We start from the raw sequence: 19,982 nt of genomic DNA, 5'->3' as shown, positions 1-19,982 counted from the left end.
GCTAACCCACGCCTTCCAATATGAACGCCGCGCCACTTGCGCGGCGTTTTTATTTGCCCTCATCAAAACCCGATCGTCATGCACGTATGCACTGGCGAACGCCGAAATGCGCGCAGGAATTGTGAGCCGCCAACCTGTCATGTTGCACGATGTCAAAAAACGCAAATGTACGTAATTTTGACTATTTTGGTCATCCTTCGTTAGGGGGCGGGAGAATACTCTAGAGTGTAACTTCAAGCCGCTCGCGTAAGGAATTTCAACGTGTGAGCAGGCACGCTGGACGGCATTTCGTTTATGATTTCAGTTGTTTCGTGTATCGCGCTTGCCCACGAGAGCCATTTCATCGCTTTTGCAGTTCTCGTCTGCGTCCTTGGCTCGGCACTCACCATCAGTCTATTCAATCGAATGCGTAACAGCCCGGGAAATCGCAAGAGCCTTTGGTTGTTTCTCGTTGCCCTGGTGGGAGGCGCGACCATCTGGACCACGCACTTCTCAGCCATGCTCGGCTATATCGTTCCCTTTCCACGAAGCTTCGATGCAACGCTGACACTTCTGTCTTTGGCGTCAGCCATTGTCACCAGCGGACTGGCCTTTTTCGTAGCGTCGACCCGGCCGGGGTTGATCGCGCCGATGATCGGGGGAGCCGGTTTCGGACTTGGCGTTGCCCTGATGCACTACATCGGCATGGCGAGCTTCCAGGTGCCGGCGGTCCTGTTGTGGGATCAGGTCTATATCGCCTGGTCGATTGTATTGGGAGCCGGCATCGGTGCTGGGGCTCTGGTCATTGCCTCGACCGGAACCGACCGATCTGCGACCATGCAGGCTTCGCTTGCCCTCGTCGTTTGTATAGCGGTCATGCATTTCACCGGAATGACGGCGATGTCGATCGTGCCTCTGAAGGGGCTCGATGTGCCGATCCAGGCCATTTCCGATGACGTGATGCTTGCTGGAGTCGTGGGTATCACTCTTGTGATCATTGCGACGGTCGGATCGGCCTATCTGATCGACACCCGTGGTCTGGAGGAAGCCAACACCAACTATCAGCATCTTGCGCTCCATGACATGCTGACCGAATTGCCGAACCGCCTCTTCCTGCGGCGCTGGCTGGACGAACGTCTGGCAGACTTGGATGGAACGACACTGGCTGTCCTGACCATCGATCTCGATCGCTTCAAGGATGTGAACGACGTGCATGGGCATGCGGCGGGGGATGAACTCCTGAGAATTCTCGCAAGCCGCATGACGGACGGACTCACAAGTAACCAATTTGTCGCTCGTGTCGGAGGCGATGAATTCGTGGCCTGCATCTTCGGCCCGATATCCCGTGAAGACGTGGAGGCTTTCGCGGAATTCCTGAGGCAACGCATCACGATGCCTTTCGAGTGGAACCATCAGGTCATCACTGTCGGGGGAAGTATTGGAGTTGCCCTTGCGCCGGAAGATGCGCAAACGGGGATCGACCTGATTGCACGCGCCGACCTTGCCGCCTACGAGGCAAAGGGCGGCGGAGGGGACCGCATCAAGTTCTATTGCAAAGGCCTGGAGGAACGCAGCCGGGCCCGGGCCTCGATGGCAATCGACTTGAAGTCCGCGATTGCGAACAATGAACTGGAACTCTATTTCCAGCCGCAGAACGATACGCAGACCCGGCGGGTAACCGGTTTTGAGGCGCTTGTGCGCTGGCACCATCCGGTGCGCGGACTGGTGCCGCCGTCCGAATTCATTCCGATTGCCGAAGAAACCGGTCTGGTACTGGAGATCGGCAAATGGGTTCTGGAAAATGCCTGCCGTATAGCGGCGAACTGGCCAAGTGACCTGACGGTGGCTGTCAACGTGGCGGCCGCACAGATCGCGCAGGACACGCTTCCGCTGCAGGTGGCAAGCGTTTTGGCAAAGACGGGTCTTTCGCCCAAGCGTCTTGAGATCGAGTTGACGGAAAGCGGATTGATCGAAGATCAGTCCCATGCACTCAAGGTTGTCATGGCCTTGAAGAAGATCGGCGTCAGTGTGGCGATGGACGACTTCGGAACGGGATATTCATCGCTTTCGACCCTGCAGAACTTTCCCTTCGACAAGATCAAGATCGACCGGGCTTTCATCGCGAGCCTCACCGAGAACGAGCAGGCAGTCGCGATCGTCAAATCGACGATCCTTCTGGGCACTTCACTGCACATACCCGTCCTGGCCGAGGGGGTGGAGACCGAGGAGCAGCTCAGCTTCCTGTGTGGCGAGGGCTGTAACACCGTCCAGGGTTACCTTTTCAGCCGGCCCGTGCCCCTGGCCGAATGCGAAATGATCATCTCGCGACAATATCCGCACTCGGCCGCCGTTGCCTGATCGTGGCGGCTACTGCGCCGGAGTTTCCGCGGGCTCGCCGCCATTCTTTTCATATGCCCAGATGTTCGCCTCGAAGGCCCGCAGGCGCTTGTAGACGGAAATCAGTTCCACGATCGTGGTCCATGCGTTGACCAGGTATTGGAACGAGCTTTCCACCCGCGAGAAGGCACGAACGATCTGTTGCATGACGCCGAGGGTGATGGCCCCTCCAACAATGGTCGGGCCAAGCGCGATATACGGCACAAGAACCGTCGCCTGCAGGTAGGACCAGCGTGCGACGTCGAAGTAGAGATAGTGGAAATAGAGGCGGAAGTAGTTCTTGCGAACGTTGCCGAACAGCTCGGCCACGGAGGGAGGAGCCGCCCGTTCCGCATTATCCTCGCCGTAGACAAGTTCCTTGCGGTATGCCGCTTCCACCTTCTGGTTCTCGAATTCAAGACCAGGCAGCTTGAAGCCCACCGCTGCAAGCAGGACCGTTCCTGAAGCTGCGGAAAGGATCGCCACGTATACCAGCGAATGGGACACTTCGCCGATCCAGGGAAGTTCCGTGACATTCTCGGACAGTGTCCAGAGCAGTGGCAGGAAGGCGATGAGCGTCATGACCGAGCGCATGAACGATACGCCAAGGCCCTCCATGATACGGGCGAAACGCATGGTGTCTTCCTGGACGCGCTGGGAAGCGCCTTCGATGTGCCGTACCGCCTGCCAGTGACTCATGTAGTAGTCGTTCATGGCGGTGCGCCAGCGGAAGATGAAATGCTTTATGAAGAAGTCGAGAATGACCGCGATCACGATGTAGATCCCCGCGATGCGGAAGAAGGTCATCATCTCCTTCATGTACTCTTCGAAGGTGATGCTGCCCGGTTCACTTAGGGCCTTCTGCACGATGTCGTAGAAGCTGCCGAACCACTCGTTGATCTGGACATCGAGCTGCACCTTGTACCAGGTGACGCCGAGGATGAGGACGGACCCGATATAGGCCCAGAGAAACCATTTCGGGCTCTTGAAGAATGAACGGAACATTCGCGGTTTGCCTTTGCGATTCGCCTGATGGCCAAGTATAGGCGCAGGCCGAGGATCCCAAGGGGATCGATCATCAAAGACTGATCAAATCTGTGCAAACACCACATAGCGGCATGCGTGGAGCGTATCGCGCGACAGGTTGCGGTGGCATCCCTGCTTCTATATCGTTTCAGATCCCTGCCGATTGCCGAATTTCATCGGTCGGAGCGGTTGCCTTGACACAAGGTCTCGTTCCAGATGCCGGATCGCTCCATCGAAAGATGCGCCGCCTCGGTCCGAGTTTCAGCATTGTGTCCGATCAGAGTGGTTTCGTGGGCCCGACGCCCTGCTCTGATCCTTGACCTCCGCGTCGGACCCTTTTGGACGTGAGCCATGGCGCTTCCCGGCGCATCCGGAAATCCTTCACCTGACACTTCGACTGCTGTCGGCCTGACGCGCTCGGCGCCGCTTGTGGGGATCTCTTTCAAGGTCGCCTCGACGCTGATCTTCTCCGTGATGGTCGTTGCCCTGAAGATTGCATCCGAACGCGTCCCAATTGGCGAAGTGGTTTTTGCACGCAATTTCTTCGGCATGTGGCCGGTGCTCTTCATGGTCGCGATGCGGGGCGAGTTGATGATCGCGTTCCGCACCGATCGGCCTTGGGGGCATGTCGGCCGATCTGCCGTCGGCATTACCGCAATGATCTTCTCCTTCACGGCCTTCTCGTTACTGCCGCTGCCGGATGCAACGGCGATCGGCTTCGCTACACCGCTGATGGTTGTCGTTCTCGCCTTTCTTGTTCTGGGCGAACGGGTGCGGATCTATCGATGGAGCGCCGTTCTCATCGGCTTTCTCGGGATCATCATCATCCTGTCGCCACATCTTGGCGACGGCGATTTCAACGGCGCCGAGACGGTTGGGGCCCTGTGTGGAGCGGCAGCAGCGCTTTTTGCAGCTATGGCGATGATCTTCGTGCGCCGCTTGTGCGAGACGGAACGCACCTCGACCATCGTGACATGGTTCGCCGGTCTTGCCTCCCTGCTTTCGCTTGTGACAATCCCGCTTGGTTGGCTAATTCCCTCGCAGGCTTGGGTCGTTCCCGATCTGGAGACGTCCGGCTTGCTTGTGCTTGTCGGACTTTCAGGCGGTGTGGGGCAGATCCTGCTGACGCAAAGCTATCGGTACGCGGATGCCTCCACCATTGCGCCGTTCGATTATGCCAACATGATCTGGGCGGTGGCGCTGGGCTACTTCCTGTTTGCCGAGGTGCCTGTTCCTGAGGTCCTGATCGGTGCAGCCATCGTTATCGCCGCGGGTGTCTTCGTCATCTACCGCGAGCACAGGCTTGGACTGGACCGCACACGCAATCGGCGGGCGTCGACACCGTCGAGGTCCTAGAGCCATGCTGAAGGTCGTCCGGGGCACATTCGTCAAGCTTGCCTTTGCCCAGGATGCCGGCGTGGTGCTGAAGCGCGGAGATCCCGAGCGGCCAGCGGCGCGGTTCAATCCCAAGGGGAGCGATGCCCTCTACCTGAGTCCGGACGAGGAAAGTGCCCGGGTTGCGATCGGGCAATATGTCCGCCCCGAGACGCGGGACAGGGTTCTCCTGACCTATGAACTCAGCGAAGCGCGACTTTGCGACCTGCGTGACCCAGCCGCCTCCGCGCTGTATGATCTTGCGCGCATGCCATGGCTGGCTCCGCTCGAGCGCGGCGAGGAGCCGCCTTCATGGTCTGCCGCCGAGCGGATCAGGGAACTGGGATTTGACGGTCTGATCGATCCGTCACGCCGACAACCGGGGCTGTGGCACGTCACCTTGTTCCGCTGGAACGAGGAGGGGGCGCCGAATGTCCGGCGTATTGGCGGTTCGAAGCCGGTGACGCTTGATCTGGATTATCGCTAGGCCGGGCCGCGTGAGAACCCGGGCGGATTGGGCGCAAGGTCGCCCATTTTCGCCGGATCAGAATGCCTTGAAGGTAATGACGGTCTTCGTGTCCTGGATGCCGTCTACCGGATGAACCTTCTCGTTCACGAAGTGGCCGATATCTGCTCCGTCCTCAATGTAGAACTTGACCAGCAGGTCGTAGTCGCCGCTGGTGGAGTAGATTTCCGATGCGATCTCTGCGTCGGCAATGGCGCTGGCGACCTTGTAGGTCTCGCCGAGCTTGCATTTGATCATCACGAAAAAGGGCGTCATGGCAGCCTCCGATGGGATTGTCGGCTCCCGGCATGCCGGATTTGCCACCGACAGTCAATGTCGTGCCGGTGATACACGGTCCGCATGCTTGCAATTGAACAGGCAACTTGATAGCAGTCGAAACATCTCATGGGGGTGCCCGGCAATTCCGATCGGGCTGAGAGGCAATTCGGCCAACTCCTTGAACCTGATCCGGCTCATACCGGCGGAGGGATTTGAGATGGTTCAAATTGCGGCGATTGCCGTCTTCCCGACAGTTTCATGCGCACTGACAGAACTCGCCTTGAGGGGGAGTGTTCGTCGATGACTGCGCGCCCGGATGCATTTTCGCCCGACGTAGCTGTCTCTGTGCTCTCAAGGTTGCGGGAGAGGGCACCGCGAGTTCACTGCATTACCAATGCTGTAGCTCAGTCCTTTACCGCGAACGTGCTGCTCGCGCTTGGCGCCATTCCATCAATGACGATCGCACCTGAAGAGGTGGCTACCTTCGCGGCAAGTGCCGACGCATTGCTTGTCAATCTCGGCACACTTGATGAGAGAAGACGTCAGGCGATACCGGCAGCGTTGGAGGCCGCACGCGCGGCCGGGAAGCCAATCGTCCTCGACCCGGTTTTCGTCAATCGTTCCCCGGTCCGTTGCGCCTATGCAGATCAGCTCCTGAGCGATCCGCCCACGTTGTTGCGGGCGAACCGTGAGGAGGTCGAGAGCCTTTTCCCCGGCGAGGAACCAGCGCGTGCAGCGCGGACGGGCGGTTTTACTCTTGCGATGACCGGGAGCGAGGATTTGATCTGCGGGGCGAACGCGACCCTGCGTCTTGCGAATGGTCATCCTCTTTTGTCGCGGGTAACTGCCACGGGCTGCGCAGGGGGGGCGGTGATGGCGGCGTTCCTGTCCATCGAGCCAGATCCTGTGATTGCCTCCGCCGTGGCGCTGTCTGTCTTCAACATTGCCGGCGAAATCGCTGCGGAGCGGGCAAGGGGGCCTGGCTCGCTTGTTCCCGAACTGCTCGATGCGCTGTACGGGGTTGACGAAACAGCATTGAAGAGCCGCCTCAAGTTCGTCGATCTAAACCTCGGAGGGTCATGAAAGTCATGACAGCAATTGCTGTTACCATAGCGGGATCGGATTCCGGTGGCGGTGCCGGAATTCAGGCTGACCTCAAAAGCTTCTCGGCAAACGGTGTCTACGGCGCCAGTGTGCTGACGGCGCTGACGGCGCAAAATACCCTCGGCGTGACTGCGATCCACGACGTGCCGTCCGACTTCATCCGTGCCCAGATGGATGCGGTCTATTCGGATCTCAACGTGGATGCGACCAAGATCGGCATGCTGTCCGTTCCGGCGGTGATCGAGACCGTGGCGGAGGGTCTCGAGGCCCATCGGACCGGCCCGGTTGTGCTAGATCCGGTCATGGTTGCGGCCTCTGGCGATCCCTTGCTGGCAGGCGAGGCCGTTTCGGTCCTGATCGAGGTGTTGTTGCCCAAGGCCGACCTCGTGACGCCAAACCTCCACGAGGCGGCGCGCATGCTCGAGTGCGATGTCGCGCAGACCGAGCGGGACATGCTGGTGCAGGCCGAAAAGCTCCTGCGTCTGGGGTCTCGGGCGGTCCTTCTCAAGGGCGGTCACGGAGCGGGTGCAGAGTCAGCGGATCTGCTGATGACGCTCTCTTCCGTCTCCTGGTTCAGAGCCCCACGGCACGACACGCAGAACACTCACGGCACCGGATGCACGTTGTCCTCGGCGATCGCGGCAGGGCTTGCGAAGGGCCAGCTGCTCGACCGGGCTGTCAGCGATGCCAAGGAATACATAACGGCAGCAATCAAGGCCGCGGACACCCTGAAGATCGGAGCAGGCCACGGGCCGGTGCATCATTTCCACGAATTCTGGAGACCCTGACATGACCAAGCTCGAACAGACCAGCGCAAGCATGACGCGCCGGCAGGCGCTCGGACTTGCTGCGGGCGCTGGGGCAGGGATGCTCGCTGCACCGGCCGTTGCTTCCGACACCACACCGGCAGTCGAATGGAAGATGGTGACTTCCTGGCCGAAGAACCTCCCAGGGCCCGGCGTAACAGCTCAGCGTATCTGTGACCGTATCGAGCAGATGTCCGGCGGACGGATGCGTGTGCGTCTCTTTGCTGCCGGTGAACTGGTTCCAGCTCTTGGCGTCTTCGATGCGGTTTCCTCAGAGACGGCACAGATGGGCCATACGGCTTCATTTTTCTGGCAGGGCAAGGCACCGGCAGCGGTTTTCTTCACGGCCATCCCCTTCGGCCTGCTGCCGCAGGAGCACATCACCTGGATCGAGCGAGGCGGCGGTCAGGAGCTTTGGGACGAGCTCTATGCCCCCTTCAACATCAAGCCGGTGATGGCCGGAAACACGGGTGTCCAGATGGGCGGCTGGTTCAACCGCGAGATCAATTCTCTTGAAGACCTGAAGGGCCTGAAGATCCGGATGCCGGGCCTGGGCGGGGAAGTCCTGCGCCGTCTTGGCGCAACACCGCTGACGCTGCCGCCGGGCGAGATCTACCAAGGACTACAGAGCGGTGTAATCGACGCGGCGGAATTTCTCGGGCCGTGGAGTGACCGTGCCATGGGCTTCCAGCAGATCGCAAAGACCTACTACGCTCCGGGCTTCCACGAGCCGAACGGTACAGGTGAGGCGTTGTTCAATGTCGGTGCGTTGGAGAAGCTGCCGGAAGACCTCCGTGCCATCGTGCTGGAGGCATGCCGTGCCGAAAACGGACGGGCCCTTGCCGAAAGCGACTGGGAAAATGCCGGAGCACTGCAGCTTCTTCAGGAAGAGGACGGTGTCGAGATCCGCTTCTATCCGGATGAGGTCCTGGCCGCGCTACGTGATCTTTCGCACAAGGTCCTGGAGGAGTTCGCTGCGAAAGATCCGCTGAGCAGCCGAATTCATGCCAGCTATGTCGCTGCCAGCAAACGTCTCGCGCCCTGGAGCAGTGTCTCGGTGCGCCGTTTCCTGTCCGCACGCGACGGCACTGCCTGATCTTTTACGCAGCTCTCAAATGAAAGAAGCCGCCGGATGTTTCCAGCGGCTTCTTTGCAATCGGCGTGTGGCCGAGCTTTACTCGGCCACGACCTTCTGGGTCTGCTCGCCAAGGCCTGTGATCCCAAGGCGCATTTCGTCGCCCGGCTTCAGGTAAACCTGAGGCTTCATGCCCATGCCGACACCGGGAGGCGTGCCTGTTGTGATCACGTCGCCCGGCTCCAGCGCCATCATGGTCGACAGGAAGGAAATGATGGTCTTGATGGAGAAGATCATGGTCGAAGTGTTGCCGGTCTGGCAGCGTTTGCCGTTGACATCCAGAAACAGGTCCAGGTTCTGGGGATCGGAAACTGCATCGGCTGTCACCAGATAGGGGCCGAGCGGGCCGAATGTCGGAGCGCTCTTGCCCTTGATCCACTGGCCGGTGCCTTCGATCTGCCATTTGCGCTCGGAAACGTCGTTGCAAACCGTGTAGCCCGCCACGTGGGAAAGGGCCTCGTCTTCGCTGACCTGCCAGGCACGCTTGCCGATGATGAACGCGAGCTCGACCTCCCAGTCCACTTTCGATGCGCCGGACGGATAGATCACATCGTCATTCGGGCCGCTGAGGCTGCTCGGCGCCTTGGAGAAGACGACCGGCTCCGCCGGGATCGGAAGGCCGGATTCTGCCGCGTGATCGGCGTAGTTCAGGCCGATGGCGATGAAATGACCAGGGCGGCTGATGGGTGCGCCGATACGCGTTCCCGCCGGAACGACCGGGAGGGAGGCCGGATCGATTGCCACGAGTTTCTGCAAACTCTCCAGTCGATAGGTGTCCGGGGTCAGGTCGTCGATGTGTCCGGACAGGTCACGGATGTTTCCATCGTCATCGAGCAGGCCAGGCTTTTCACTGCCCCTATCTCCGTAGCGCAGCAACTTCATCAGACGTTCCTTCCTTGAGCGAGAAAATTGGTGGCGGATCATGATCGCAGCTTTGCCTGCAGTGCAAGGTCGACTCGGTAGAAATCGGGACGGTCAGCATGCCGCAACGAAGCCAAAGCGTGGCTTTTTGGCAACTTCAGGCAAATAAAATTTTTGCCCTCACTGATGGGTGGTGAGTGCCTTTTTTTTAGGCAATTGCTAAAATTCGTGACGGGATTGTGACAAATCATTAGGGAAACCCCTAATGCGGTCGATTTCCCATCGGTCAATCCACGAGGGACGCGTAAAACACGGTAAGTTGTTGCGATGCAGCGTGAAATCCGTGACGTTACGTAATGGTCAATTGTTCGCTTGATCCTGCATATCGCTCCCTTAAAAATCGCCCCAGATTGAATTTCCTCCTTGCGGACAGGGGAGGGGGTATTGGGAGAAACAAGAATGTCTTGGGCACTTAAAAAATCCGCGCTGTTCGCCACGACGGCGATCGCAGCCTCCATCGCTTCCAGCGCCGTTTTCGCGGGCGCCTTCGCCTTGCGTGAACAGAGCGCTTACTACCAGGGTATGTCTTTTGCGGGTAACGGCACGACCGGCCCCTCCATCTCATCCGTATTCTGGAACCCGGCGACGATTACCGGCGCCAAGGACGGCCTCACGGTCGAAGCACATAATTCCTTCATTATTCCTCAATCCGAGATCACCGGCTCGCTGACCGGTGGTGCTCTGGGAAGCTCAACGGTGAGCAGCGGGGAAATGGCGTCCGATGCATGGATCCCGGCAACCTACACCGCGTACAAGTTCAATGAAGAGCTATATTTCGGGCTTGGCGTGAATGCTCCCTTCGGACTTGCAACCAAGCCCGATGACAACTGGGCCGGCCGTTACTATTCCCGCTCTTCCGAAGTGTTCTCGGTGAACGTTAGCCCGACCATCGGCTACAAGTTCAACGATATGATCTCGGTCGGTTTTGGCGCTCAGGTGCAGTACATCCAGGTTCGCCTGAAGAATGCAAATCCAGGCGCCGCCGGCGCAAACAACATTGAACTCAAGGGCGATGATGTTGGCTTCGGTGTGACCGCTGGTGTCACAATCAAGCCGATGCAGGGCACAGAGATCGGCCTCGGCTACCGTTCGGCTGTCTGGCATGATCTCGAAGGTGTTTTCATCCTGCCGACGACCCTTTCCGCGAGCCTGCCGGCTGGGCGCCACAACATCGGCGTGAGCATGTCCACACCGGAAATGATCACGCTATCTGCCAAGCAGCGTATCACAGACCAGTTTACCTTGCTTGGTACAGTCGAATGGACCAACTGGAGCCGCCTGGAAGCTCCCAAGGTCATTCGCGACGACGGTCTCTACATGAAGTCGCTGCCGTTCAATTATGAAGACGGTTGGTTCTTCTCTGTGGGTGGCGAGTACGCCTACAACGACAGCCTCACTCTTCGGGCCGGTGTTGCCTACGAGAAGTCGCCCATCGACACAGCAATCCGCTCGACGCGTCTTCCGGATAACAATCGTTGGTGGCTGTCGGCTGGTGCGACCTATAACTTCGCGGACAACCTGTCCTTCGACGTCGGCTACTCTCACCTTATTCCTGAAGATACCGATATCAAGATTGTTAGTGGTCACCAGGACTACAGCGCCACAATCGGGAACTACGTAGGCAAAGCGGATGCACAGGTCGATATCTTCTCGGCGTCGCTTCGCTACAAGTGGTAAGACGCCTGGACTGCTGAAGCTTTAAAAAATAAAAGAGCTGGTCAATCGACCAGCTCTTTTTGCTTTCGGAGATCTGTAAAGTCTCAGAACGCGGAGGGAAACAGCCCGCCGTCGAGAAGGATGTTCTGGCCGGTGATGTAGCCGGCGTGGGTCGAGCAAAGGAATGCGCAGGTCTGGCCGAACTCTTCTGCCGTACCAAACCGGCCGGCGGGAATTTCTGCCGCCTGGGCCGCGCGCACGTCGTCGATGCTCCTGCCTGTTTGTTCTGCCGCGCGCTCGAAGCCGCCCCTGAGGCGGTCTGTGTCCATCTTGCCAGGCAGGATGTTGTTGATCGTCACGCCCGTTCCGGCCACCTGGCGGCAGACGCCGGCAAGGAAGGCTGTGAGGCCGGCACGTGCCCCTGAGGACAGATCGAGCCCCTCGATCGGCATGCGAACAGACATCGACGTGATGTTGACGATGCGGCCAAAGCCCTGCTCGGACATGTTGCCGACTACCGCCTGGATCAGTTCGATCGGGGTGACCATATTCTGGATGACGCCGGTCAGGATCGCGTCACGGTCCAACTCTGTATAGTCCTTGCGGGGCGGCCCGCCGTTGTTGTTGACCAGGATGTCCGGGGACGGGCAGGCTGCCAGGATTGCCTTCTGTCCTTCCCTGGTCGAGACGTCTGCGACAATGCTGGTGACCGACACCTGGAAGCGGGAGCGGATCTCGGCCTCCGTCGCCGCAAGTGCGTCCTTGTCCCGGCCGTTCAGGACGATATCGCAGCCGGCTTCGGCAAGTGCAATTGCACAGCCTTTGCCCAAGCCGCGGCTCGATGCGCAGATGATGGCCTTGCGGCCGGCGATTCCAAGATCCACGAGATCCCCTCCCAGGAAGTTGTTGTACCAGGTGCGGTATCGGCACCTTGTGCCCTGTCATATGCAAGATGCGGTGACTTGGGCAAGTGCTGTATTCGTTCAAAGACTTGCGAATTCCGGAAGATATCGAATGGCGATAAACGGACGGCTCGTCCGGGTGTCATAATAATGCAACCTGAATCGCGTCTATAGCGCTCCAGATGACGACATGGAGCGAAGCCAATGGCAAAGCCATCCGGCGCAAAGCACTACAGGGCCCTGTTCATTTCGGATGTTCATCTTGGAACACGTGGGTGCCAAGCCGATCTCTTGCTGGACTTTCTGAAAGATGCGGAAGCCGAAACCGTCTACCTCGTCGGCGACATCGTCGATGGTTGGCGTCTGAGGCGCTCCTGGCATTGGCCGCAGGCCCATAATGACGTGGTGCAGAAAATCCTGCGCAAGGGGCGCAAGGGTGCGCGGATCGTCTATATTCCCGGCAATCATGACGAGTTTCTGCGCGATTTCCTCGGGACCCATTTTGGTGGTGTCGAGGTGGTCGACAGCATCGTGCATGAAAGCGCCAACGGGCGGCGCTACCTGGTCATCCATGGTGATCAGTTCGACGTGGTCATCCGTCATGCCAAGTGGCTCGCCTTTTTTGGAGACAAGGCCTATGTCACCGCGCTTGCCGCCAATACATGGGTCAATGTCGTCCGCCGGCGTCTCGGCCTGACCTACTGGTCGCTGTCCGCCTGGGCCAAGCTCAAGGTGAAGAACGCGGTCAGCTTCATTGGGCGGTTCGAGGAAACCCTGTCCGAAGAGGCGCGCCGGCGCGGAGTTGACGGGGTCATTTGTGGCCATATCCATCATGCTGCCGACCAGGACATGCGCGGCATCCACTACATCAACACCGGTGACTGGGTGGAAAGCTGCACCGCGGTTGCCGAACATCACGACGGAACATTCGAGGTGATCCGATGGGTCAGACCAACGGAGGTGCGAGCTCTTCCGGCCGCCAAGGAACAGCCGGTCGCAGCATGAGTTCCATATTGATGGTTACCGATGCCTGGCATCCCCAGATCAATGGTGTCGTCCGGTCCCTTGAACGCACCGCGTCCGAGCTGCGCAAAATTGGACTTCGGGTGGAGTTCCTGACACCGCAGGATTTCCGCACGCTGCCGTGTCCAACTTATCCGGAGATCCGGCTGTCCCTTGCTCACAGGGGAATGGTGCGGCGGCGGATCGAAGCCTTGAACTGCGAGCATCTGCACATCGCAACCGAGGGGCCTCTGGGGCTGATGGCGGCGTCGATTGCGCGCCGTGACGATCGCCCCTTTACCACCAGCTACCACACCCGCTTTCCGGAATATGTTTCGGCGAGGCTGCCGATACCCTTGTCCTGGTCCTACAGCTGGCTGAGGCGCTTCCATAATGCCGGGCAGGGCTGCATGGTGGCCACGGGAACACTGGAAACGGATTTGCGCACACGCGGTTTCAAGCATCTTCAGCGCTGGTCACGGGGCGTGGACGAGGCTCTATTTCAGCCCTACGAAGGCTCTGCCCTCCCGGCGGACCTTCCCCGTCCAATCTTCATGAATGTCGGACGTGTCGCAGTAGAGAAAAACATCGAAGCTTTTCTGGATCTGGACTTGCCGGGAAGCAAGGTCGTGGTTGGCGACGGTCCGCAGCTGGACAGCTTGAAACGCAAGTATCCCGATGTGTATTTCACCGGTGCGAAGGTCGGTGAAGACCTGGCTCGCCTCTACGCCTCTGCCGACGTGTTCGTGTTTCCGTCAAAGACCGACACGTTTGGCAACGTGCTTCTGGAGGCCCTTGCTTGCGGGGTTCCGGTTGCGGCCTATCCCGTGATGGGGCCGCTTGACGTCATTGGGGAGACCGGGGCGGGGGTCCTGTCCGAAGATTTGCGACAGGCTTGCCTCGATGCATTGGATATTCCGTCCGATCATTGCCGCAAGGTGGCCCTGAACTACACATGGGCTGCCAGTGCCCGCCAATTTCTTGCAAACGCGGAAGAGGCCTGCGGTCGTAACGGGCAGAACCAAGCCGCTTAGATTTACTATGCGATTGTTTCTTGCGCCTTTGCGGCAGCCGCCTATGATCGTCGCCGGTCCGAGCGTTCGCTCACGATGGGCCAGTTCCACCTTCATGGATTTTGCGGCAGGTTCCCGATGGTTGTTTCCGTTTCGCGGCAGGATATCTCCGATGCGCAGGCCCGGCTCGACGGCTATGCGGTAAAGACGCCTTTGCTCCGCTTTCCTGTCCTGGACGAGGCGGTTGGCGGGACCATGCTGGTGAAGCCGGAGTGCCTTCAACGTACCGGGTCGTTCAAGTTTCGCGGCGCCTTCAATCGTCTCAGCATGATCCCGGTTGCACAGCGCAAACACGGCGTTGTCGCCTGTTCTTCCGGTAACCATGCGCAAGGTGTAGCGGAAGCAGCGAGGCTCCTCGGCATGAAGGCCACCATCGTGATGCCTGCCGATGCACCGACCATCAAGCTTCAGAGGACCCGGGACTTTGGCGCGGAAGTCATAACCTACGATCGGGTTTCCGAGGATCGTGAGGCCATTGCAGCTGCGATTTGCGACAAGAGCGGCGCAACCTTTGTTCATCCATTCGATGATCCCGGGGTCATTGCGGGCCAAGGGACTGTGGGGGCGGAAATTGCCGCTCAATCTGCGGCGCTTGGCCTGGTTCCAGATACCGTACTTGTGTGTACCGGAGGCGGCGGCCTTTCCAGCGGCGTCGCCGTTGCTCTGGAACATGACCTGCCGGATTGCGGGTTCCGCACGGTGGAGCCGTCTGGATTTGATGACTACGCGCGGTCGCTCAAGGCGGAAGAACGGGTCGGCAACCCTTCGACAGCCGGCTCGGTTTGCGATGCGCTGCTGACCGAGCGTCCCGGTGCTATCGGGTTTGAGATCCTGAAGCGTCGCGCAGGGGATGGTTTGGTCGTAACGGACGACGAAGCCCTGGCTGCGGTCGCGTTCGCACATCTAGAACTGAAGCTTGTGGTCGAACCGGGCGGTGCTGTCGCACTCGCGGCAATATTGTCCGGGAAGTTCGATGCCAAAGGCAAGGTCGTTTGTGTGGTGCTGACTGGTGGGAACATTGATCCCCATATGCTCCATTCCGCTTTGACGAGGTGACGGGGACCTGTCCGGGCTCGTTCGGTACATGGCTTGTGGGCACAAAACCAGGGAACACGTGACCTGAGAGCAGGTGGCTACAATAAAAAAAGCCCGCCTGGATGGCGGGCTTTTTGATGAAAGTGTCTGTTTGGGTCAGTTGAACAGCGCCTGGCGCTCGGCTTCAGAAAGCTGTTGCAACGGGTCGTTGCTTTCATCGAGTGCAGCTTCCGTTTCGGTCTCTTCCCAGGCCACATCCGAATCTGATTCTGCCATCTCCGCATCAAAGAGGCGATCGATGGCGTCTTCATCAAGGGGCGCTTCTTCACCGATTGCGTCGCCACCAATAGCGTCGAACTCAACCTTGTCTTCGGCGCCGGCCGCCGGAGGGGCGATTTCGTCGTCGGCTGCGACGGCGTCAGCTACATCTTCGCTTTCGTTTGTGTCTGCCCCGATTGCGGCGTCTTCAGCAAACATTGCGTCAATTGCGGACGCGTCCATCGGCTCGCCGCCGAATTCATCTTCCTCGGCGCCACCGGCCATGATGGCTTCGATATCGCTCTCATCCGCGACTGTATCGGGTGTTGCTGCGTCGACGGACACGTCATCGTCAGACGTGTCGATCTTGTCGAACGAGATCTCGTCCGCAGCGTTCGCGTCAGCTGCAACTTCGGCCGGTGCCGCATCAAATGAATCAAGTGCGCTTTCGTTTCCTGCGAAGAGGTCATCCACGCTGTTCTGCGAAACAGCCTTGTTTTCGTCCTGCGGTCCGTTGAGCAGGTGCGCATCGGGACGAGTGTCGACCGGTCCGGCGCCTTCTTCGGCTTCGGCGTCCTCGATGCCCCAGATATTGATCATCATGTTGATGCGGCTTTCCAGATACCGGAGCACCTGGACCACCTTGGTGGTGCGCTGGCCAGTCAGATCCTGGAACGAGCACGCCATGAATATTTCGGTCGCCTTGGCGTCGATTTCGTCGCAGACACCGTTGTCCGCGCCGTTCTCCCGCAACGTCCAGGCCTGTTCCTGGATCTGTTCGGCTGCCTCGAGGATGGTCTGGGTCGCGCCTTCGGTCTGTGTGACGATGGCGTCGAGTTCATGCGAGGCGTCCATGAAGCGATTCGTATCGCCACCTTCAGCCTTGATGTTGGCAATCTCGTTTTTCGTACGTTCGATCGCTTCGTGCATTTCCGCAATGTCGAGGCGAATACGATCGAGATCAGGAACCTTGCGCTGCCGGGTCATCGATTTTTCAAGACGATGAATCGCGCTCAGGATCTCCTGGGTTTCCGGAGTCTTGTTACGCCTGACGAACTCGGCGAGGAACCGCCGGCCGCGATCAGACTCCATAAGTGTCTGTTCCAGCGTCTGATATTCGATGTCCCCGAGTGGGGCTGGCTCGTCAAGTGCTTCTGCTTCTTGCATATTTCGACTATCTCGGCTTGCCATTTGCACACAATTGGCCGTAACTCAGACGACTTACCGAAAAGCCTAGGGGTTAAATCGTTAACATCCCTTTAGGCTGACAATGCCCGGAATGGAAAAATGTACTTCAAGGTGACGAGTCTTCCGGCGCGCGTCGGGGGCTTGTTTGCGAGCCACTTTTTCGGCTTCGGACTTTTCTTGCCGTTCTTTCCCATGGTTCTTGAGAATCGCGGGCTGGGTCTGGCCGAAATCGGTTACATCCTGAGCGCCGGTACAATCGTTCGGATTGCGGCTAACCCTGTCATGACAGGTCTGTCGGATCACAGCGGACGCCGGCGGTTGTCGATCTTTGTCTATTCCGTTCTGGGGGCGATGTTTCTTGGTGTCTTTGCCGGCACATCCGGGTTCTGGGCCGCGTTGATAGCAGTCGCCGGACTGATGGCCTTCTGGTCACCAGTGGTCCCGCTCAGTGACGCCTATGCCCTTGATGTCGTTCGCAATCATGGAGCCGACTATGGCCGCATGCGGCTCTGGGGATCAGTCGCCTTCGTTGTCGCCAATGTCTTCGGGGGCTGGTTCGCAGGAGACGACAACAGCGTTCTACTGATTATCGGCGGCATGGTGTTCGGCGTCATGGCAACAGGGGGCGTTGCGCTGACATTGCCGGGGCAGAAAACGTCGGATGCGGCCGCCGTCTCGGAAGACGACGTCAAGCCGGATCTGTTCGCCCGGGGATGGTTTTGGCTGATCCTGATCGTGCTCGGCCTGCTTCAGGGCAGCCATGCTGCCTTCTACGGCTTTGGCACTCTTTTCTGGCTCCAGGCGCAGATCAGTGAATTCCAGGTCGGACTGCTCTGGTCGGTCGGAGTCGTTGCGGAAATCGGGCTGTTCTTTATCGCAGGGCGGTTGAGTCCGCGATTCGGTCCGTTGAACCTCCTGCTGATTGCAGCGGCATTTGGGGTTGTCCGTTGGGGACTGTTTCCATATGCGGACAACTTTGCAATGGCCGCCGGTCTGCAGCTTCTGCATGGTCTCAGCTTCGGCGCGGCGCATCTAGGCGCAGTTGGCTATCTTGCAGGTCTCGTACCGCAGAAATGGGCTGCCACGGGGCAGGGGTGCCTTGCGGCTTCCAACGGCATCCTGACGGCTCTCGGCTTTGCTGTGTGCGGGCCGTTGTTCGACTTGGAGCCAGCCTTCGCCTTCTGGGCAATGGCGGCTCTGTCCGCCATCGCCAGTGTGTCGCTCATGCTGCTTCGACCCTTCATGGTGGCCCGTCTCGCCGAGGCGCAGTAGCCGCCCTATCCCCAAAGGGCTGGATCGGGAGCGTGCATGAGGCTGCCGTCGAAACGGATCGGCGGTTCCCGATCCTCGGCCAACAGCAGGGGACCATCCAGATCGACGAAATCTGCTGTCTGCGCGATCAGGAAGGAGGGCGCCATTGCCAGCGACGTTCCAAGCATGCAGCCGATCATTACCTTGAACTCGAGCTCGCGGGCGAGCCGCGCCATGGTCAGCGCTTCGGTCAGGCCCCCGGCCTTGTCCAGCTTGATATTCACCGCGTCGTAGCGGTCCTTCAGGCCAGCCAGATCAGCACTGGTATGAAGGCTCTCGTCGGCGCAGATGACGACCGAGCGTTCGATTTCGGCAAGCAGTCTATCCTTGCCGGCGGGAAGAGGTTGTTCGATCAGGGCGACGCCAGCGCGTGTGCATGCCGCCATGTTGATTTCGAAACAGCTCTCGTCCCAGGCTTCGTTTGCGTCAACGATCAGGGTCGCGCGCGGCGCATTCTCACGTACGGCCGCGATCCGTTCATCGTCCCCAGCGCCTGCCAGCTTCACCTTCAGCAAAGGACGCTCGGCAGCGTCCGCCGCGGCGCCTGCCATCTTTTCGGGGGTGTCGACACTCAATGTGTAGGCAGTCGTAACAGGCGTCAATGACGGTAGCCCAGCGAGCTTCGCGGCGCCTTTTCCGGCTTTCTTCGCTTCCAGGTCCCAGAGGGCGCAGTCGACGGCATTGCGCGCAGCGCCGGCAGGCATCGCCTCAAGCAGTCCCTTTCGGTCGAGCCCCTGTTCGATTGCCTGCTGGATGAGCCGGATCTGCTCGCTGACACTTTCGACGCTTTCGCCATAGCGTGCGTAGGGGACGCATTCGCCCTGCCCACGGGCACCGCCCTCGGTCAGGACAACCTTTACCACTTCCGCGTGGGTACGCCGACCGCGGGAGATGGCAAAGCCTTCTCCCGCAATCCGAAATCGCTGGGTCTCGATTTCAACCGAGCGCATCACGGCGCACCGAAGATGTCGGCGACCTTGTCGACGATGGCTTCCATGCCGAAGCGAACCGGATCGGTCGCAGGCAGGTCACCATGTTCAGCTGATACCTTGGCCAGGTAGTCCCGGGCTTCGTCCTCCCCCAGCGCTGCCGTGTTGACCGCGATGCCGATGCACTGAATGGCAGGGTTGGTCAGCTGGCCGCACTGGATCGTGAGGTCAATGACCTGCTGGATCGTCGGAAGGGGCGTTTGCACTCCCCGCATGGTCCTGCGGGTGGGTTCATGGCAGACGATGAACCCGTCGGGTTGGGAGCCATGCAGAAGACCGAGGGTTACACCGGCGAATGAGGGATGGAACAGGGAGCCCTGACCCTCGATGATCTGCCAGTGATCTTCGGCCGTTTCAGGGGAGATCCACTCCGCCGCACCTGAAATGAAGTCCGCAATCACCGCATCAAGTGCAACGCCGCGCCCTGAAATCAGAACGCCGGTCTGGCCGGTGGCGCAGAAAGAACTCTGGTAGCCGCGCTCGTTCATTGCCTTGTCCATGGCAAGTGCGGTGTATTTCTTGCCGACCGAACAGTCGGTGCCAACTGCCAGAATGCGCTTGCCCGTTCGCTTGGTACCCTTGCCGGTTGCGAAGGTTTCGGAGTTGTGGCGCACATCGAAGAGCTGCCGGCCGTTGCGGTCGGCGGCTTCCCTGATGGCGGGAATCGACCCGAGGCGGACGTGGAGCCCGCTTGCGACATCGAGACCCTCGTCCAGCGCGTCGACAATGGAGGAGATCCAGTGATCGGGCAGGCGACCACCTGCATTGACTGCACCGACGACCATGGTTCTCACGCCTTTGTCGCGGGCTTCGCTGATCGACATGTCGGCAAGTCCGGTGTCGGCAGCACAGCCCGGCAAACGGAGCTGGCCGGCACACCAGTCCTTGCGCCAGTCGACCACGCCGATCGCGGTCTTGGCCGCCAGGGCATCAGGCACGTCTCCGAGAAAGAGAAGATACGGGTGTTCGATTTTCATGAACCGGGCTCCAGGTGAGATCCAGACAGGTGACGTCTGGACGATGAACTCCTGAGCAAGGTATACGAGGGAGTTGAAGCGAGCGG

General features: G+C 59.4%; 18 protein-coding genes and 1 riboswitch. Of the genes, 11 read left to right on the top strand and 7 right to left on the bottom strand.

Annotation, left to right across the window (positions count from 1 at the left end; translation table 11 throughout):
• Positions 1-294: 294 nt before the first annotated feature.
• Positions 295-2,337, top strand: a complete 2,043-nt coding sequence (locus tag ACN0SY_RS07560) for a putative bifunctional diguanylate cyclase/phosphodiesterase (protein ID WP_417685994.1) — start codon at positions 295-297, stop codon at positions 2,335-2,337.
• A gap of 9 nt (positions 2,338-2,346) precedes the next feature.
• Here the strand turns inward: ACN0SY_RS07560 and sbmA are convergent, their stop codons facing one another.
• Positions 2,347-3,360 (bottom strand): peptide antibiotic transporter SbmA, encoded by a 1,014-nt coding sequence (gene sbmA, locus ACN0SY_RS07555; protein WP_417685992.1) that lies wholly within the window; start codon positions 3,358-3,360, stop codon positions 2,347-2,349.
• Positions 3,361-3,732: 372 nt separating this feature from the next.
• On the opposite strand from sbmA, the gene ACN0SY_RS07550 reads away from it, so the two are divergent.
• Both ACN0SY_RS07550 and ACN0SY_RS07545 read left to right on the top strand, forming a co-directional pair.
• Complete coding sequence (locus ACN0SY_RS07550) at positions 3,733-4,737, top strand: DMT family transporter (protein WP_417685991.1); 1,005 nt, start codon at positions 3,733-3,735, stop codon at positions 4,735-4,737.
• Between the two features lie 4 nt (positions 4,738-4,741).
• Positions 4,742-5,242 carry an RES family NAD+ phosphorylase gene (locus ACN0SY_RS07545; protein WP_417685989.1) on the top strand — a complete coding sequence of 167 codons (501 nt, stop codon included), beginning with the start codon at positions 4,742-4,744 and terminating at the stop codon, positions 5,240-5,242.
• Positions 5,243-5,299: 57 nt separating this feature from the next.
• On the opposite strand, the gene ACN0SY_RS07540 is transcribed toward ACN0SY_RS07545, so the two are convergent.
• Entirely contained in the window at positions 5,300-5,536 is a 237-nt protein-coding gene (locus tag ACN0SY_RS07540) for an Lrp/AsnC ligand binding domain-containing protein (protein ID WP_417685988.1), read from the bottom strand.
• Between the two features lie 121 nt (positions 5,537-5,657).
• Positions 5,658-5,768, top strand: a riboswitch (TPP riboswitch).
• Between the two features lie 71 nt (positions 5,769-5,839).
• On the opposite strand from ACN0SY_RS07540, the gene thiM reads away from it, so the two are divergent.
• Genes thiM through ACN0SY_RS07525 form a run of 3 tightly spaced genes read left to right on the top strand, consistent with a single transcriptional unit; the run spans position 5,840 to position 8,545 of the window.
• Positions 5,840-6,622, top strand: a complete 783-nt coding sequence (gene thiM, locus ACN0SY_RS07535; protein ID WP_417685986.1) for a hydroxyethylthiazole kinase — start codon at positions 5,840-5,842, stop codon at positions 6,620-6,622.
• Positions 6,623-6,627: 5 nt separating this feature from the next.
• The gene (thiD, locus tag ACN0SY_RS07530; RefSeq protein ID WP_417685984.1) at positions 6,628-7,431 is read left to right on the top strand and encodes a bifunctional hydroxymethylpyrimidine kinase/phosphomethylpyrimidine kinase; all 804 of its coding nucleotides are present in this window, start codon (positions 6,628-6,630) and stop codon (positions 7,429-7,431) included.
• Between the two features lies 1 nt (position 7,432).
• A complete protein-coding gene (locus ACN0SY_RS07525) occupies positions 7,433-8,545 on the top strand; it encodes a TRAP transporter substrate-binding protein (protein WP_417685983.1) in 1,113 nt (370 codons plus the stop codon).
• A 78-nt stretch (positions 8,546-8,623) separates the two neighbouring features.
• Here ACN0SY_RS07525 and ACN0SY_RS07520 read toward each other — a convergent pair whose 3' ends face one another.
• Entirely contained in the window at positions 8,624-9,466 is an 843-nt protein-coding gene (locus tag ACN0SY_RS07520) for a fumarylacetoacetate hydrolase family protein (RefSeq protein WP_417685981.1), read from the bottom strand.
• A gap of 438 nt (positions 9,467-9,904) precedes the next feature.
• On the opposite strand from ACN0SY_RS07520, the gene ACN0SY_RS07515 reads away from it, so the two are divergent.
• Positions 9,905-11,182: an OmpP1/FadL family transporter gene (locus tag ACN0SY_RS07515; RefSeq protein ID WP_417685980.1), complete on the top strand. Its 1,278-nt coding sequence runs from the start codon at positions 9,905-9,907 to the stop codon at positions 11,180-11,182.
• Positions 11,183-11,265: 83 nt separating this feature from the next.
• Here the strand turns inward: ACN0SY_RS07515 and ACN0SY_RS07510 are convergent, their stop codons facing one another.
• The gene (locus tag ACN0SY_RS07510) at positions 11,266-12,045 is read right to left on the bottom strand and encodes an SDR family oxidoreductase (protein ID WP_417685978.1); all 780 of its coding nucleotides are present in this window, start codon (positions 12,043-12,045) and stop codon (positions 11,266-11,268) included.
• 222 nt (positions 12,046-12,267) lie between these two features.
• Between ACN0SY_RS07510 and ACN0SY_RS07505 the strand changes: the two genes are divergently transcribed.
• From ACN0SY_RS07505 to ACN0SY_RS07495, 3 genes are all read left to right on the top strand, one after another.
• On the top strand, positions 12,268-13,068 hold the full coding sequence (locus ACN0SY_RS07505; RefSeq protein ID WP_417685976.1) for a UDP-2,3-diacylglucosamine diphosphatase: 801 nt from the start codon (positions 12,268-12,270) through the stop codon (positions 13,066-13,068).
• Complete coding sequence (locus ACN0SY_RS07500; protein WP_417685974.1) at positions 13,065-14,099, top strand: glycosyltransferase family 4 protein; 1,035 nt, start codon at positions 13,065-13,067, stop codon at positions 14,097-14,099. Before ACN0SY_RS07505 ends, ACN0SY_RS07500 begins: the two co-directional genes overlap by 4 nt.
• 117 nt (positions 14,100-14,216) lie before the next feature.
• A complete protein-coding gene (locus ACN0SY_RS07495; RefSeq protein WP_417685972.1) occupies positions 14,217-15,194 on the top strand; it encodes a threonine ammonia-lyase in 978 nt (325 codons plus the stop codon).
• Positions 15,195-15,329: 135 nt separating this feature from the next.
• Here the strand turns inward: ACN0SY_RS07495 and ACN0SY_RS07490 are convergent, their stop codons facing one another.
• Positions 15,330-16,598, bottom strand: a complete 1,269-nt coding sequence (locus tag ACN0SY_RS07490; protein ID WP_417685970.1) for a protein phosphatase CheZ — start codon at positions 16,596-16,598, stop codon at positions 15,330-15,332.
• 120 nt (positions 16,599-16,718) lie between these two features.
• Here ACN0SY_RS07490 and ACN0SY_RS07485 point away from each other — a divergent pair, with 120 nt between their 5' ends.
• Positions 16,719-17,891, top strand: coding sequence for an MFS transporter (locus ACN0SY_RS07485; protein WP_417685968.1), 1,173 nt, complete (start codon positions 16,719-16,721; stop codon positions 17,889-17,891).
• A gap of 5 nt (positions 17,892-17,896) precedes the next feature.
• On the opposite strand, the gene dgcA is transcribed toward ACN0SY_RS07485, so the two are convergent.
• Both dgcA and dgcN read right to left on the bottom strand, forming a co-directional pair.
• Positions 17,897-18,883, bottom strand: coding sequence for an N-acetyl-D-Glu racemase DgcA (gene dgcA / locus ACN0SY_RS07480; protein ID WP_417685967.1), 987 nt, complete (start codon positions 18,881-18,883; stop codon positions 17,897-17,899).
• Entirely contained in the window at positions 18,880-19,896 is a 1,017-nt protein-coding gene (gene dgcN / locus ACN0SY_RS07475) for an N-acetyltransferase DgcN (protein WP_417685965.1), read from the bottom strand. The genes dgcA and dgcN overlap by 4 nt, the downstream gene beginning before the upstream one ends.
• Positions 19,897-19,982: the final 86 nt, after the last annotated feature.

This window comes from Roseibium sp., from assembly GCF_048261595.1.
Classification (GTDB): Bacteria; Pseudomonadota; Alphaproteobacteria; order Rhizobiales; family Stappiaceae; genus Roseibium.
The sequence above is the reverse complement of the archived record's forward strand: the minus strand, read 5'-3'. Positions and strand labels throughout refer to the sequence as shown.

Excerpts from the sequence above, each read along its gene's own strand:
- ACN0SY_RS07525 (WP_417685983.1), top strand. The coding sequence starts at position 7,433 with ATGACCAAGCTCGAACAGACCAGCGCAAGCATGACGCGCCGGCAGGCG.
- ACN0SY_RS07545 (WP_417685989.1), top strand. The coding sequence starts at position 4,742 with ATGCTGAAGGTCGTCCGGGGCACATTCGTCAAGCTTGCCTTTGCCCAG.
- ACN0SY_RS07495 (WP_417685972.1), top strand. The coding sequence starts at position 14,217 with ATGGTTGTTTCCGTTTCGCGGCAGGATATCTCCGATGCGCAGGCCCGG.
- ACN0SY_RS07540 (WP_417685988.1), bottom strand. The coding sequence starts at position 5,536 with ATGACGCCCTTTTTCGTGATGATCAAATGCAAGCTCGGCGAGACCTAC.
- ACN0SY_RS07520 (WP_417685981.1), bottom strand. The coding sequence starts at position 9,466 with ATGAAGTTGCTGCGCTACGGAGATAGGGGCAGTGAAAAGCCTGGCCTG.
- thiD (WP_417685984.1), top strand. The coding sequence starts at position 6,628 with ATGACAGCAATTGCTGTTACCATAGCGGGATCGGATTCCGGTGGCGGT.
- ACN0SY_RS07485 (WP_417685968.1), top strand. The coding sequence starts at position 16,719 with ATGTACTTCAAGGTGACGAGTCTTCCGGCGCGCGTCGGGGGCTTGTTT.
- ACN0SY_RS07505 (WP_417685976.1), top strand. The coding sequence starts at position 12,268 with ATGGCAAAGCCATCCGGCGCAAAGCACTACAGGGCCCTGTTCATTTCG.
- thiM (WP_417685986.1), top strand. The coding sequence starts at position 5,840 with ATGACTGCGCGCCCGGATGCATTTTCGCCCGACGTAGCTGTCTCTGTG.
- sbmA (WP_417685992.1), bottom strand. The coding sequence starts at position 3,360 with ATGTTCCGTTCATTCTTCAAGAGCCCGAAATGGTTTCTCTGGGCCTAT.
- ACN0SY_RS07500 (WP_417685974.1), top strand. The coding sequence starts at position 13,065 with ATGAGTTCCATATTGATGGTTACCGATGCCTGGCATCCCCAGATCAAT.
- ACN0SY_RS07560 (WP_417685994.1), top strand. The coding sequence starts at position 295 with ATGATTTCAGTTGTTTCGTGTATCGCGCTTGCCCACGAGAGCCATTTC.
- ACN0SY_RS07490 (WP_417685970.1), bottom strand. The coding sequence starts at position 16,598 with ATGCAAGAAGCAGAAGCACTTGACGAGCCAGCCCCACTCGGGGACATC.
- ACN0SY_RS07515 (WP_417685980.1), top strand. The coding sequence starts at position 9,905 with ATGTCTTGGGCACTTAAAAAATCCGCGCTGTTCGCCACGACGGCGATC.
- ACN0SY_RS07550 (WP_417685991.1), top strand. The coding sequence starts at position 3,733 with ATGGCGCTTCCCGGCGCATCCGGAAATCCTTCACCTGACACTTCGACT.
- dgcN (WP_417685965.1), bottom strand. The coding sequence starts at position 19,896 with ATGAAAATCGAACACCCGTATCTTCTCTTTCTCGGAGACGTGCCTGAT.